The sequence below is a fragment of the Ensifer sp. D2-11 genome (genome assembly GCF_054161295.1).
Genome location: NZ_CP096433.1, coordinates 3,509,288 through 3,523,430 on the forward strand (window position 1 = coordinate 3,509,288; position 14,143 = coordinate 3,523,430).

At 64.2% G+C, this 14,143-nt stretch carries 15 protein-coding genes; 11 read left to right on the top strand and 4 right to left on the bottom strand.

The features are described from left to right. Positions 1–84: 84 nt before the first annotated feature. Genes tsaD through M1D34_RS16755 form a run of 5 tightly spaced genes read left to right on the top strand, consistent with a single transcriptional unit; the run spans position 85 to position 3,614 of the window. Positions 85–1,182 (top strand): tRNA (adenosine(37)-N6)-threonylcarbamoyltransferase complex transferase subunit TsaD, encoded by a 1,098-nt coding sequence (gene tsaD / locus M1D34_RS16735; RefSeq protein ID WP_028003767.1) that lies wholly within the window; start codon positions 85–87, stop codon positions 1,180–1,182. 10 nt (positions 1,183–1,192) lie between these two features. Then, positions 1,193–2,194, top strand: a complete 1,002-nt coding sequence (locus M1D34_RS16740; RefSeq protein ID WP_248448749.1) for an NAD(P)H-dependent glycerol-3-phosphate dehydrogenase — start codon at positions 1,193–1,195, stop codon at positions 2,192–2,194. A gap of 17 nt (positions 2,195–2,211) precedes the next feature. Next, the gene (locus M1D34_RS16745; RefSeq protein WP_003531173.1) at positions 2,212–2,505 is read left to right on the top strand and encodes a YciI-like protein; all 294 of its coding nucleotides are present in this window, start codon (positions 2,212–2,214) and stop codon (positions 2,503–2,505) included. A 6-nt stretch (positions 2,506–2,511) separates the two neighbouring features. Further along, positions 2,512–2,943: an EVE domain-containing protein gene (locus M1D34_RS16750; protein WP_003531172.1), complete on the top strand. Its 432-nt coding sequence runs from the start codon at positions 2,512–2,514 to the stop codon at positions 2,941–2,943. Positions 2,944–2,957: 14 nt separating this feature from the next. Beyond that, positions 2,958–3,614: a class I SAM-dependent methyltransferase gene (locus M1D34_RS16755; RefSeq protein WP_498779996.1), complete on the top strand. Its 657-nt coding sequence runs from the start codon at positions 2,958–2,960 to the stop codon at positions 3,612–3,614. A gap of 641 nt (positions 3,615–4,255) precedes the next feature. Here M1D34_RS16755 and M1D34_RS16760 read toward each other — a convergent pair. Then, positions 4,256–4,876 carry a hypothetical protein gene (locus M1D34_RS16760; RefSeq protein WP_498779998.1) on the bottom strand — a complete coding sequence of 207 codons (621 nt, stop codon included), beginning with the start codon at positions 4,874–4,876 and terminating at the stop codon, positions 4,256–4,258. 304 nt (positions 4,877–5,180) lie between these two features. On the opposite strand from M1D34_RS16760, the gene sdhC reads away from it, so the two are divergent. The 5 genes from sdhC (at position 5,181) to msrA (ending at position 9,358) form a co-directional block, all read left to right on the top strand. Beyond that, on the top strand, positions 5,181–5,573 hold the full coding sequence (gene sdhC, locus M1D34_RS16765; RefSeq protein ID WP_003531169.1) for a succinate dehydrogenase, cytochrome b556 subunit: 393 nt from the start codon (positions 5,181–5,183) through the stop codon (positions 5,571–5,573). 10 nt (positions 5,574–5,583) lie between these two features. Beyond that, positions 5,584–5,964: a succinate dehydrogenase, hydrophobic membrane anchor protein gene (gene sdhD, locus M1D34_RS16770; RefSeq protein ID WP_498780001.1), complete on the top strand. Its 381-nt coding sequence runs from the start codon at positions 5,584–5,586 to the stop codon at positions 5,962–5,964. Between the two features lie 7 nt (positions 5,965–5,971). After that, the gene (gene sdhA, locus M1D34_RS16775) at positions 5,972–7,813 is read left to right on the top strand and encodes a succinate dehydrogenase flavoprotein subunit (protein WP_003531165.1); all 1,842 of its coding nucleotides are present in this window, start codon (positions 5,972–5,974) and stop codon (positions 7,811–7,813) included. 18 nt (positions 7,814–7,831) lie between these two features. Next, positions 7,832–8,611, top strand: a complete 780-nt coding sequence (locus tag M1D34_RS16780; RefSeq protein ID WP_003531162.1) for a succinate dehydrogenase iron-sulfur subunit — start codon at positions 7,832–7,834, stop codon at positions 8,609–8,611. A gap of 150 nt (positions 8,612–8,761) precedes the next feature. Further along, on the top strand, positions 8,762–9,358 hold the full coding sequence (msrA, locus tag M1D34_RS16785) for a peptide-methionine (S)-S-oxide reductase MsrA (protein ID WP_003531155.1): 597 nt from the start codon (positions 8,762–8,764) through the stop codon (positions 9,356–9,358). Between the two features lie 219 nt (positions 9,359–9,577). On the opposite strand, the gene M1D34_RS16790 is transcribed toward msrA, so the two are convergent. From M1D34_RS16790 to M1D34_RS16800, 3 genes are read right to left on the bottom strand one after another with little or no spacing between them, the layout of a single operon-like run. Further along, positions 9,578–10,219 (bottom strand): ThuA domain-containing protein, encoded by a 642-nt coding sequence (locus tag M1D34_RS16790; RefSeq protein ID WP_003530232.1) that lies wholly within the window; start codon positions 10,217–10,219, stop codon positions 9,578–9,580. Positions 10,220–10,248: 29 nt separating this feature from the next. Continuing rightward, positions 10,249–11,349 carry a Gfo/Idh/MocA family protein gene (locus M1D34_RS16795; RefSeq protein ID WP_003530234.1) on the bottom strand — a complete coding sequence of 367 codons (1,101 nt, stop codon included), beginning with the start codon at positions 11,347–11,349 and terminating at the stop codon, positions 10,249–10,251. Positions 11,350–11,391: 42 nt separating this feature from the next. Then, on the bottom strand, positions 11,392–12,597 hold the full coding sequence (locus M1D34_RS16800) for an ROK family transcriptional regulator (RefSeq protein WP_003530236.1): 1,206 nt from the start codon (positions 12,595–12,597) through the stop codon (positions 11,392–11,394). A gap of 231 nt (positions 12,598–12,828) precedes the next feature. Here M1D34_RS16800 and M1D34_RS16805 point away from each other — a divergent pair, with 231 nt between their 5' ends. Continuing rightward, positions 12,829–14,133, top strand: coding sequence for an ABC transporter substrate-binding protein (locus M1D34_RS16805; RefSeq protein ID WP_498780006.1), 1,305 nt, complete (start codon positions 12,829–12,831; stop codon positions 14,131–14,133). Positions 14,134–14,143: the final 10 nt, after the last annotated feature.

A 14,143-nucleotide genomic window follows, 5' to 3' on the forward strand; every position in this document is an offset into this window, starting at 1 on the left:
CCCTTGTGCGTCTGAAGGCGCACGGCGCTGTTTGAGGTTCGTGTAGCCACCTTTCACTGCGACCGCAATCTTTGAGTATAGCACGTGACGTCCCCGCCTTTGCGCATCCTCGGCATTGAGACAAGCTGCGACGAAACCGCCGCTTCGGTCGTGCTGCGTGACGAAGAGGGCCGCGGCCGGATTCTCGGCGACGTGGTGCTGAGCCAGCTGGAAGAGCATAGTGCCTATGGCGGCGTCGTTCCCGAGATCGCGGCGCGCGCCCATGTCGAGGCGCTCGACGCGCTGATCGAGGAAGCGCTCCTGCGCGCCGGGGTGACGCTCCGGGACATCGACGCGGTCGCTGCGACAAGTGGTCCCGGCCTGATCGGCGGGCTCATCGTCGGGCTGATGACCGGCAAGGCGATCGCGCGGGCGACCGGCAAGCCGCTCTATGCGGTCAATCATCTCGAAGGCCACGCGCTGACGGCGCGGCTGACCGACGGCCTTTCATTTCCCTATCTGATGCTGCTCGTCTCGGGCGGCCATACACAGCTGATCCTCGTCAAGGGCGTCGGCGAATACGAACGCTGGGGCACGACGATCGACGATGCGCTCGGCGAGGCCTTCGACAAGACCGCAAAGCTGCTCGGTCTTCCCTATCCGGGCGGGCCGGCCGTCGAGCGGGCGGCGCAAGCCGGTAATGCGGAGCGCTTCGATTTTCCCCGGCCGCTCGTCGGCGACGCCAGGCTCGACTTTTCGTTTTCGGGCCTCAAGACCGCCGTCCGCCAGGCCGCACAGTCGCTGGAGCCGGTGACGGATCAGGATATCGCCGACGTCTGTGCCTCTTTTCAGCGCGCCATTTCCCGCACGCTCAGGGATCGGGTCGGGCGCGGCTTGAAGCGGTTCAGGGCGGACTTCGCCTCCGTCGACCAACCGGCTCTCGTCGTGGCCGGCGGGGTTGCCGCGAACCAGACATTGCGCCGGACACTGCAATCGCTTTGCGACGAGCACGGCTTCCGCTTCATCGCGCCGCCGCTCCAGCTTTGCACCGACAACGCGGCGATGATTGCGTGGGCCGGTGCGGAGCGCCTCGCGGCGGGCCTGCCGGCGGACGGGCTCGATGCAGCTCCGCGTTCGCGCTGGCCGCTCGATTCCGAAGCCAAGGCATTGATCGGCTCCGGCAGACGCGGCGCCAAGGCATGATGGACAGAAGATGAGCGGCAAATCGAAGAGCGCGCCAAAAATCGTGGTCGTCGGGGCGGGCGCCTTCGGAACGGCGCTTTCGGCCGTCGCGGCAGCGAAGGACAAGGCGAATGTCACTCTGCTTGCCCGTCGGGAAGAAGCGGCCGCGGAGTGTCGCCGTACCGGGCGGAATGACGCGGTTCTCCCGGGAATTCCGCTTCCCCCGCGCCTTGTCTATTCTTCGCAGGCGGATGCGCTCGAAGACGCCGACATCGTGCTTTTCGCGATGCCTTCGCAAGCGCATCGGGACGCGGCGCGTAGCTACGGTCCCGCGATCGGCGCCAGTGCCGTCGTCGTCACCTGCGCCAAGGGCATGGAGCAATCGACCGGCCAACTCCTCACCGACGTTCTCGAAGAGGAGTTGCCGGGCCGCCGTATCGGGGTGCTTTCCGGCCCGGGCTTCGCCGCCGATATCGCTAGCGGCCTGCCGACTGCCATGGTGATCGCCGCCCCCGATACGGCGATCGCGACGGAGCTTGCGGAGGTGCTTTCCGGGCGGACGTTCCGGCTCTATCCCTCGGCGGATCGCACCGGCGTTCAGCTTGGCGGTGCGCTCAAGAACGTGCTGGCGATCGCCTGCGGCATCGTCGAAGGCGCCGGTCTCGGCGACTCGGCGCGCGCTGCGCTGATCTCGCGCGGGCTTGCGGAAATGTCGCGCTTCATCGTCGCAAGAGGCGGCGAGGCGGACACTGTGCGCGGCCTTTCGGGATTGGGTGACCTCGTGCTGACCGCGACGAGCCACCAGTCGCGCAACCTGCGCTTCGGCATAGCGCTCGGCAAGGACGGCCGGGCCGCGGCCGGAAGCAGCGAGCTGGTCGAGGGCGCCTTTGCCGCATCCGTCGCCGCCCGCGTGGCGGGCGCACTCGGCATCGAGATGCCGGTCACCGAGGCCGTCGCAGCCATCGTCGACGGAAAGCTGGATGTCCGCTCGGCCCTCGAACAACTGATGTCCAGACCGATCACCCACGAATGATGTCTTCAGGAGGATCCATGCTCTTCGCACTGCTCTGCACGGACAAGCCCGGCGCGCTGCAACTCAGGCTCGACACGCGGCCTGACCATGTCGCCTATCTCAACGACCTCAATGCCCGGGGCATCCTGAAGATCGCGGGGCCTTTCCTCGGCGCCGACGGCAAGCCGACGGGGAGCCTCGTGATCGTCAAGGCCGATACGCTCGAAGAGGCCAGGGCGCTCGCCGAGGCCGATCCCTATGCGAAGGCGGGTCTCTTCGCCAATGTCGAGATCAAGGCCTACAACTGGGTCTTCAACAATCCGGAGGCTTGAGGGGCGATGGCGTTCTGGCTCTACAAATCCGAACCGGCGAAATGGTCCTGGCAGATGCAGAAGGATGCGGGCGAGAAGGGCACCGAATGGACCGGCGTGCGCAACTACCTGGCGCGCAACAACATGCGGGCGATGAAGATCGGCGACAAGGGCTTCTTCTACCACTCCAACGAGGGGCTCGAGATCGTCGGCATCACCGAGGTCTGCGCGTTGTCGCATCCGGATTCGACGGCCGAGGGCGACGCCCGCTGGGACTGCGTCGACATCCGCGCCGTCATGGACATTCCACGGCCGGTTTCACTCAAGGAAATCAAGGAAAATCCGAAGCTCGCCAAGATGTCGCTCGTTACGTCCATGCGCCTTTCGGTGCAGCCGGTGACGGATGACGAGTGGATCGAGGTCTGCCGCATGGGCGGGCTGGACAATCCGCCCCGATAGCGCCCCTGAATATCGTGAAGACCGATCCCGAAAGCTTCATCCGCGCCAACACCGACATTCTCGCGCCGCCGCACGTGCCGGAAATCCGCCTGCATCTTGCGGGAGAGGCGCATGAATTGTGGCTGAAGACCGAGGAAGAGCTGGAACGGATCGGGCTGCCGCCGCCCTTCTGGGCCTTCGCCTGGGCGGGCGGGCAGGGGCTTGCCCGCTATCTCCTCGATCATCCCGAGACGGTGCGCGGCCGCCGCGTCATCGATTTCGCCTCCGGTTCCGGCCTCGTCGCCATCGCGGCGAAGTTGGCCGGCGCCGATGAGGTCGTCGCCGCCGACATCGATCCTTGGTCCGAAACGGCCGCGCGGCTGAATGCCGGGCTCAACGGCGTATCGTTCGCCTTCACCGGCGACGATATCGTCGGCTCGGAACGGGCGGCCGACGTCTACCTCGCCGGAGACGTCTTCTACGACAAGAGCTTCGCCGATCTGCTTCTGCCCTGGTTCGAAGCGCTCGAACGCGCCGGTGCCGTCGTTCTCGTCGGCGATCCGGGCCGGGCCTATTGTCCACGCGGGCGGATGACTGACCTTGCGACCTACGAGGTACCGGCGACTCGGGCGCTCGAAGACAGCGAGGTGAAGCGCACGACCGTCTGGCGGTTCGGCACCCTCACGGGGTGACCGCGATTTGCAGGGAAGCCCCTCCCCAACCCCTCCCACAACTACGGCATGCACATATCTCTTGCGCGCCGGTGCGGCGGATACTGCCCATGAAAGGGATCCCTCGGGAACCCAACCGCCTCAACCCCGCTCGGTCGGGGTTGCCCCCTCAACCGGCTGCCGCCACCTTCTCCCCGCAGGCGGGGAGAAGGGATATGCCGCGCCCGCTCGCTCCCTCGGGCGGGCGGTGAATGCGGGGTTCAGTTGGCGCCGCTTGTCCCTTCTCCCCGCCTGCGGGGAGAAGGTGCCGGCAGGCGGATGAGGGGCGGGTGACCGCTAATGCCAATGTTAGCGCATACGGGTTTGATCCCAAGGACCCATCCCCAAGCCTCGCCACTGCTGGAAATACAGATGCCGCCACTCCGGAGTAAGTCCGCGAAGGGCTGGACAACAAGAGATATGTGCATGCCGTAGGTCCCCACAAGGGGGAGCGGCTTAATCTGCCGCGCCCATTGCTCATATTTCATCGGTTTCGCAGGTGTGAACGCCGGGATGGCACTGGCGCCGCAACAGGCTCTAAGCCCCTCCACCCCCCCCTTTGTGGCCCTTTGTGGGGAGGGGTTGGGGAGGGGTAAGGACGGCCCGCAGCGCAGCCGCAAATCCTACGGCCGGACGACGCAGACGCCGTGCTCCCACGAACATGCGCTGGCGTTTACCTGCGGCGAGACGATGATGATCTTCGCGCGCTTCGAAGACGGATTGGCTGCGACGGTTTCCCCGGCGAGATAGGCGTAGCCGCCGTCCCCGCTGAAATAGATGCCGTTCCCTTCCTCGCGGAACGCCGAAAGGCCGCCGGCATAGGTACCGATATCCGGAATGGGTGTCGGGAAGTCGTAACTCCCATAACTGTCGTAACCGCCGGATGCGTATCCGCCGCCATTGATGACGATCACGGGACCACGATCCCGCCCGCGGCGGGCGTTACGATGCCAGGGATATCTCGGCCATGGATATCTTGGCCGCACATGACGGGTGCGGGTCTGAACATCGGGCAGGCCCCTGGAATCGGCGGATGAGAAACCGCCGATGGTCGTTATTGACCGGTGGCCCTTGCGCCAGGAGTGATGGGGCGTGCGATGCTTGATCCGGACATGGCGGGTTCGGGTCTCCACATTGCGGAAACCGTCGCTTTCGGCGGCCCGTGCCGGTAAACCGGCGGGCATCGCAAGTGCGAAGGCCACGACTAGAACTTTGGTCGTGCGGATCATTCGCGAGAGGTCCATTCTCGCTGCCTCCGGATCATCGTTAACAAACAGTTAAAGTGCATCCTGCGGCAACCGGCGGGAAATGTCACGGATTCGGTTGGGTTTTTTTCCCTGTACGGTTAAAAGACCCGATGTCTCTCGAAGGCTGGAAAATGCCGTTTTCCGTCAAATCGATTAAATTGATTTTGCACTGCAAACACACTTGTCGGGAAGCCTTATGGTGATTAAAGGTCCGGGTGACTGAATTGCGCACAATCGGGTGCGATACCGGACCAAACCAGTCCAGTTTTGGACGAAAATCCGGTCATCCCGCGAGGTTCCGATGACGAATGTCACAAGAAGCCGGCCGCTCTCGCCGCATCTTCAAATCTACAAGCCGATCCCCACCATGATCATGTCGATCATGCACCGCATCACCGGCGGCGCGCTCTATTTCGGCACCGTCCTGGTGGCCTGGTGGCTGATCGCCGCTGCTTCCGGCACTGCCTATTACGACTGGGTGAACTGGCTGTTCGGCACGTTCATCGGCAAGGTCGTCCTCTTCGGCTATACCTGGGCCCTTGTACATCACCTGCTGGGCGGCATACGCCACCTCGCCTGGGATCTCGGCTACGGCTATGAGAAGCACTTCGCGACGAGGATGGCGAAGGCCATGATCGTCGCATCGGCGACGCTGACGCTCGTCATCTGGGTCGTCGGCTACCTCGCTCGTTAAGGACTTCGACATGAATATGCGCACACCTCTCGGCAAGGTCCGGGGTCTCGGTTCGGCAAAGGAAGGCACGGATCACTTCTGGCGGCAGCGCCTCACGGCCGTCGCCAGCATTCCTCTCACGATCTTCTTCGTCGTCTTTCTCGCCCATTATGCGGGCGCACCGCATGCGGAACTGATCGCGGCCCTTTCGAACCCGTTCGTGGCGGTGACCATGGGTCTGATGGTCGTCGCCGGCCTCGTTCACATGAAGATCGGCATGCAGGTCATCATCGAGGACTACGTCCATGGGGAGGGCCCCAAGATAGCGCTTCTCATGCTCAACACATTCTTCACGATCGCGGTCGGCGGGCTCTGTCTTTTCGCCGTCCTGAAGATCGCATTTGCAGGGTAATTTCGTCATGGCATCGATCAGTTCACCCGCTGCAAACGGCAAGGCATATCAATATGTCGACCATTCCTTCGACGTCGTCGTCGTCGGCGCCGGCGGGGCGGGCCTGCGCGCGACCCTCGGCATGGCCGAGCAGGGCCTGAGGACGGCCTGCATCACCAAGGTCTTCCCGACGCGTTCGCATACGGTCGCGGCACAGGGCGGCATCGCCGCTTCGCTGCAGAACATGACGCCCGACTCCTGGCAGTGGCATCTTTACGACACCGTCAAGGGCTCCGACTGGCTCGGCGATGTCGACGCCATGCAGTACCTCGCCATGGAGGCGCCGAAGGCGGTCTACGAACTCGAGCACTATGGCGTTCCCTTCTCGCGCAACGAGGAAGGCAAGATCTATCAGCGCCCCTTCGGCGGCCACATGCAGAACTACGGCGAAGGACCGCCGGTGCAGCGCACCTGCGCTGCCGCCGACCGTACCGGCCACGCGATCCTGCATACGCTTTACGGTCAGTCGCTCCGGAACAATGCCGAATTCTTCATCGAATATTTCGCCATCGACCTGATCATGTCGGATGACGGCCGCTGCACCGGCGTGGTCGCCTGGAACCTCGACGACGGCACGATCCACCGCTTCGCCGCCAAGATGGTGGTGCTGGCGACCGGCGGCTACGGCCGCGCCTATTTCTCCGCGACCTCGGCGCATACCTGCACCGGCGACGGCGGCGGCATGATCGCCCGCGCCGGCCTGCCGCTGCAGGACATGGAATTCGTGCAGTTCCATCCGACCGGCATCTACGGCGCGGGCTGCCTGATCACCGAAGGCGCCCGCGGCGAGGGCGGCTATCTGGTCAATTCCGAGGGCGAGCGCTTCATGGAGCGCTACGCGCCTTCTGCCAAGGACCTTGCCTCGCGCGACGTCGTTTCCCGCTGCATGACGATGGAAATCCGCGAGGGCCGGGGCGTCGGCAAGAACAAGGACCATATTTTCCTGCATCTCGACCATCTCGATCCCGCGGTGCTGCATGAGCGCCTCCCGGGAATTTCGGAATCGGCGAAAATCTTCGCCGGGGTCGACGTCACGCGCGAACCGATCCCGGTGCTGCCGACGGTTCACTACAATATGGGCGGCGTGCCGACCAATTATTGGGGCGAAGTGCTGAACGCGGACAGCCAGAACCCGGAACGCATCGCGCCCGGACTGATGGCGGTCGGCGAGGCCGGCTGCGCCTCGGTGCACGGCGCCAACCGGCTCGGCTCGAACTCGCTGATCGACCTCGTCGTCTTCGGCCGGGCGGCGGCAATCCGCGCCGGTCAGATCATCGACCGCAACGAGGCGGTGCCGGAGGTCAACACGGCCGCCTGCGACCGCATCATGGAGCGTTTCGACCGGCTGCGGCACGCCAACGGCGCCACGCCGACCGCCGTGCTGCGCGACAAGATGCAGCGCGCCATGCAGGAAGACGCGGCCGTGTTCCGTACGCAGGAGTCGCTGGAATCCGGCTGCCGGCGCCTCTCGGCGATCTGGAAGGAACTGCCGGACGTCAGGGTCACCGACCGCTCGATGATCTGGAACTCGGATCTCGTCGAGACGCTGGAGCTCGAAAATCTGATGGCCAACGCCATCACCACGGTCTACGGCGCCGAGGCGCGCAAGGAAAGCCGCGGCGCGCATGCGCGCGAGGACTACAAGGACGGCCCGCTCGGCGGCCGCGACGACGTCAACTGGCGCAAGCACACGCTTGCCTGGGTCAACGACGCGGGCGACGTCCGGCTCGATTTTCGTCCCGTGCACACCGAGCTGATCGCCGAAGGCATCGATCCCTACAAGATCGAGCCCAAGGCCCGCGTCTACTGATCTCGAGGACTAAGGCACATGGTTGAACTCGCTCTCCCCAAGAACTCGCAGATCACCGAAGGCAAGGTGTGGCCGAAACCGGTCGGCGCGGCGAACCTGCGCGAATACCGGGTCTATCGCTGGAATCCGGACGACGGCAAAAACCCGCGGATCGATACCTATTACATCGATATCGACGATTGCGGCCCGATGGTTCTGGACGGTCTGCTCTACATCAAGAACAATATCGATCCGACGCTGACGCTGCGTCGCTCCTGCCGCGAAGGCATTTGCGGCTCCTGTGCGATGAATATCGACGGCACCAATACGCTCGCCTGCACCAAGGGCATGGATGAGGTGAAGGGCGCCGTGAAGGTGTATCCGCTGCCGCATATGCCCGTCGTCAAGGACCTCGTGCCTGACCTCACCAATTTCTATGCCCAGCACCGTTCGATCGAGCCCTGGCTGAAGACGGTGTCGCCGACACCGGCCAAGGAATGGCGGCAGAGCCACGAAGACCGCCTCAAGCTCGACGGGCTCTATGAGTGCATTCTCTGCGCCTGCTGCTCGACCTCCTGTCCCAGCTACTGGTGGAACGGCGACCGCTATCTCGGCCCTGCCGTCCTCCTGCAGGCCTATCGCTGGCTCATCGACTCCAGGGACGAGGCGACCGGCGAGCGTCTCGACAATCTCGAAGATCCGTTCCGGCTCTATCGCTGCCACACGATCATGAACTGCGCCCAGGCCTGTCCGAAGGGGTTGAACCCCGCCAAGGCGATCGGCGAGATCAAGAAGATGCTGGTCGAGCGGCGGTTCTGACCATCCGCCCTGCAGGTGTTTTCAGCAGCATTTCAACGGCGGGCCTCGGCTCGCCGTTTTGCTTTCACGTCCGTCACATCGACGTGTTGCTAAGTGATTTGAAACGCGCGGCGAGGCAGTTAGGTAATAGCCGAGGATGGAGGTCCGCCGATGCTTCGCCTGCTGTTCGGTTTTCTCGTCACGTGTTTCCTGCTGCTGCCGGCGCGGGCGGCGGAACCGCAATATGCTATCTTTGCCGGCGGCTGCTTCTGGTGCGTCGAGAGCGACTTCGACGCCGTGCCCGGCGTTCTCGAAACGATCTCCGGCTATGCCGGCGGCAAGAGCGCGAACCCCACCTACGAAGATTATGCGAAGGGTGGACACCGCGAGGTGGTGCGCGTGAAGTTCGACCCGGACCGGGTCTCCTATGCGGAGCTCGTCGGCGTCCTGTTCCGTACGACGGACCCGACGGATGGCGATGGCCAGTTCTGCGACCGGGGCTTTGCCTATACGACCGCCATCCATGCGCTGAACGAGCGGCAGGCGATGGACGCGAAGGCGGAAAAGATCAAGGCCGAGGCGGAGCTCGGCCGACCGATCGTAACGCCCGTCGAAGGCGCAGCGAAATTCTGGCCGGCGGAAGAATACCATCAGGACTTCGGCAAGCGGAACCCCATCCGCTACTGGTACTACCGCAACGGCTGCGGCAGGAACCGGACGGTCGAGAAGCTCTGGGGCGATCGCGCCTATGCGGGCGTCGACCACTGATCCGATTGCCCCTCATCCGCCTGCCGGCACCTTCTCCCCGTTTCACGGGGAGAAGGGACATGGGGCATCCGTTCATTACGCCGCGATCACCGAGGAGTGAGGGGAGCGTGCCACTTGTCCCTTCGCCCCGCCCGCGGGGAGAAGGTGCCGGCAGGCGGATGAGGGGCAGCGCCGGATGCCAGACAGAAACGGCGGAACTCAACCGATCCACCGTCTCCCTCAGCGCGCAGCCCAATTCGCGCCGCGGCGGAAGATCGTGCGCATCTCGGGCACCTCGAACTCTTTCGCCACATGGCCGAGCGAGGAGTAGAAGACCCGGCCTTTCCCATGTTTGCGCTTCCAGACCACCGGCATCACCACGCCTTCGATCCAGGAGGCATGCTCGCCGGAGAAGGTGGTCGTTGCCAGCACCTCGTTGGACGGGTCGACATGCATGTAATATTGCTCCGAGGTATAGGGAAAATCGGAGATGCCCTCCATCAGCGGGTCGTCGGGGCGCGTGACGTTCACGCGATAGTCGATCACGTTGCCGGGATGGGCCACCCACTGGCCGCCGATGATGAACTGGTATTCGACGCTCTCGCGGAAGGCATCGCCCGCGCCGCCGTGATAGCCGGCGATACCGACGCCGCCCTCGACGGCCGCGGCGAGATTCTTCACCTCTTCCTTCTCGATCTTCGACATCGTCATGATCGGAACGATCAGCGACAGGTCGTGGATCGACGGATCGGCGAAGGCTTCGGTCGTGTGTTCCAGATAGACCTTGAACCCGTCCTCCTGCAGTATGTCGCGGATGATATGGGCGCATTCCTGCGGCTCGTGGCCGCTCCAGCCGCCCCAGACGATCAGTGCCTCGCGCATGTCGAACTCCTCCTAATGCGATTTATGCGTTAGCGGCCGATGCGGCCGTCGACGAGCGATTCCGACAGAGGTGCCGGCCGCTCGGTTTTCGTGCTGATGCTGACGGTGGTGCCGGTGTCGGCCGCCTTGTGGAACGCTTCCATGACCTCCAGCACGTGCAAGGCGAGATCTCCGTTTGCCCGGTGCGGCCGGCCCGAGCGGATGGCGTGTGCCATGTCGGCCACCCCGATCGAGCGGTAATTGCCGTCGGCATAGGGCTCGCTCGTCGCAGTCTGCTCGAAGGCGCCGCCCTTTTTCAGCAGTTCGATCTGGCCGCCGAAATGGTTCGGATCCGGGACGATCAGCGTGCCCTCGGTTCCATAGAGCTCGAGCGGCACATGCCTGTGGCCCGCGACATCGAAGCTCATGCCGATCTGCACGACGGCTCCATTCTCGAAGGCCATGATGCCGGCGACATGGGTCGGCACGCGGACGGGGATGCGTTCGCCGTTGCGCGCTTCACTGGTGATGGTCCGCTCCTTCCGGGCCGCCGTGGCAAAGCCGGCAACCTTGGAGACCGGGCCAAGGAGGTTGACGAGGTCTGTGATGTAGTAGGGACCCATGTCGAGCATCGGCCCGCCGCCGACGTCGTAATAGAAGTCCGGATTTGGATGCCAGCGCTCGTGGCCGGGGCACATGAAGGTGGCGGTGCCGCCGACGGGCGTGCCGAGCACGCCGGAATCGACGATTGCGCGCGCCGTCTGATGCGAGCCGCCGAGGAAGGTGTCGGGGGCGGCGCCGATCCGCAGGCCCTTCTCGCGAGCCATCGCCACCAGCTTGCGCCCGTCTGCGAAATCGGTGGCGAGCGGCTTTTCGGAATAGGTGTGCTTGCCTGCCTCGAGCGCCTGCATGGCGACTGTCACGTGCGCCTTCGGCACGGTCAGGTTGACGATGAGTTCGATCGAAGGGTCCGCGAGGAGATCGGCGACGTTGCGGGCCTCGACCTTGAACTCCGCAGCGCGCTCTTCGGCGAGACCGCGGTTCAGATCAGCGATCCCGCGGATGTCCAGGATCGGAAAGGCTGCCATCGCCTTCAGATAGGCCGACGAGATGTTGCCGCAGCCGATGATGCCAATACCGAGTTTTTCCATCAGTCTCCTCCCGAAATGGATAGATAAGTTCGGCGCGGCGCATCAAAGCGCCGGCGCCGGTCCGGTCGTCCCCCAGGGGGACTCGTAGAGTTCGCAGAGCGCCACGACGGCCGCTCCCTGCGCCCAGGTCTCGTCGGCCGATTCGTCGAAGACGAGTTCGGCGACCGTCGAGATCGAGGGCGGGATCGCGTTCTGAAAGGATCGGCGGATGCTCTCCACGAAGACGGTGCCGAGCGACAGGCTCGAACCGACGATGACGACGCGCGGCGGTCCGAACAGCGTGACGATGTTGGCGACGGCGAGCCCGATCGCTTCTCCGGCCCGCGAGGCGGTCGCGATCAGCGCGTCGTCCTCGGCTGCGATCAGCGTCTGCGCATGCGTCATGCCCCGCCCGAGGCGTACCGCCTCGGCGAACCGCCCGTCCATCGGGTGTTCGCCGAGAATCGCGTTCTCCCCGGCGAGCGTCGAAAGGCGGACGGTGCGGCTCTCGCCGACCCCGAGCACGAGATCGCCCAGATTGTGGCTCAAGCCTCCGGCGCCTCGGAAAAGCTGGCCGCCATGCAGAACGCCGAGCCCGAGGGTCTGCTCCAGCGAGACGAGCACCATGTCGTCGAGGTCGCGGGCGCGCCCGAACCAGTGGTGCGCAAGCGTGATGGCGTGTGCGTCGCTCTCGACGATCGTCGCGACGTTGAGCCTGCTCGTCATCTCGCTTGCGAAATCGACGTCCGTTTCCCGGAAGATCGGGCTCGAGCGGACATGACCGGTGCGGTGTTCGACCACGCCCGGCAGGCCGATGCAGATAGAATCGATGTCGTCGAGCGAAAGGTCGGCGTCGACCACGCAGCGGCGCACGCCGTCCTCGATCAGATCGGCGATGACGGCGATCGGCTGGCGATCGACCCGGATCGGCAAAGTCAGGTCGGAGAGCACCTCGCCGCGGAAGTTGGTGACGGCGAAAACCATACGGTTGGCGGCGATCTTGGCGCCGACGACGCGAGCGGCCTCCGGGTCGAGCTCCAGCATGACGCGCGGCCGACCCCTTGCGGCCGCATTGCGGATATCGCCCTCGTGCCGGGTCAGGATGAGGCCGTCGTCAAGCAGCGACGCGGTGATCGCGGAAACGGTGGTCGTGGACAGTTCGGTGCGCTCGCTGATCTCGACGCGGGAAATAGGGCCGTGCCGGCGGATCGTATCGAGCACGTTGAAGCGATTTATCGCGCGCATCAGTTCGGGATCGGCGGTCTTCATCGGTCTGCAGGATGCTCGCGTGCTCGATTGGCTGGCTGGGCGGGGTCAAATCATTTAGCAGGAATACGAATTAAATAACTGGCAATTAGCGTCCCCTGTCAAGCGGAGCGCCCGAAATATTCGCGGCGGCTGTTGACATTTGTCGGCATCTCCTCTGAATTAATCCGCATCGGGGACAAAATGAAGAGGACGTTTTGCCCCCTTCTGAAGGAAATATGGGAGGAGAAAGATATGATGCTCGAACGTGGGTCGGCGCCTCCGCGCGCAACCAGACTTTCTGCGCTTGCTGCAGTAGCCGGCATGGCGCTTCTCTTCGATGCGAGCCACGCATCCGCCGATACGGTGGTCAAGTGGCTTCATCTGGAGACTGTGCCGGCCTATGTGAAGATGTGGGAGGACATCGCTGCAAAGTACGAATCGGAACATGCGGGCGTCGATATTCAGCTCCAGTTCCTGGAAAACGAGGCATTCAAGGCGAAGCTGCCGACGCTCCTGCAGTCGGACGACGCGCCTCACTTCTTCTATAGCTGGGGCGGCGGCGTGCTGAAACAGCAATCCGAGACCGGCGCGCTCATGGATCTGACGGAGGCGATGCGCGCCGATGGCGGAGCCTGGGAGAAGAGCTACAATCCGGCTGCGCTCAAGGGCTTCACCTTTGACGACAGAATTTATGCGGTTCCCTTCAAAATGGGAACGATCAGCTTCTTCTACAACAAGGAGCTCTTTCAGAAGGGCGGCGTCAAGGCCGAGGATATCAAGACCTGGGACGATTTCCTCACGGCGGTGAAGACGCTGAAGGAGGCCGGTTTCACGCCGATCGCCGGCGGCGGCGGCGACAAGTGGCCGCTGCATTTCTACTGGAGCTATCTGGTCATGCGCAACGGCGGCCAGCAGGTCTTCGAGGATGCCAAGAACAACGAGGGCGAAGGCTTCCTGCAGCCAGCGATCATCAAGGCCGGCGAGCAGCTCGCCGAACTCGGCAAGCTCGAGCCGTTCCAGGGCGGCTATCTCGGAGCGAACTGGCCGCAGACGCTCGGCCTCTTCGGCGACGGCAAGGCGGCGATGATCCTGAGCTTCGAGAATACCGAAGCCACCCAGCGCGCCAATTCCGGCGACGGCAAGGGCCTCGCAGCCGAGAATATCGGCCGCTTTCCCTTCCCCGCCGTCGAGGGCGGGGCGGGTGCCGCCACCGACACGCTGGGCGGTCTCAACGGGTGGGCGGTAACCAAGAATGCTCCGCCCGAAGCGCTCGATTTCCTGCGCTACCTGACCAATGCGGAAAACGAGCGGCTGATGGCGAGCGTCGGCATGATCGTCCCGGCGGCGGCAGGTGCCGAGGATGGCGTCACCAACCCGCTTGTGCGGGCTTCGGCCGACCAACTCGCAGCCTCGACCTGGCACCAGAATTATTTCGACCAGGATCTCGGCCCTTCCGTCGGCCGCGTCGTGAACGATGCTTCCGTCGAGATCGTCTCCGGACAGATGTCCTCGGAAGAGGGCGCCCGGATGATCCAGGACGCCCGCGAACTCGAATGAGTGCGTAAGC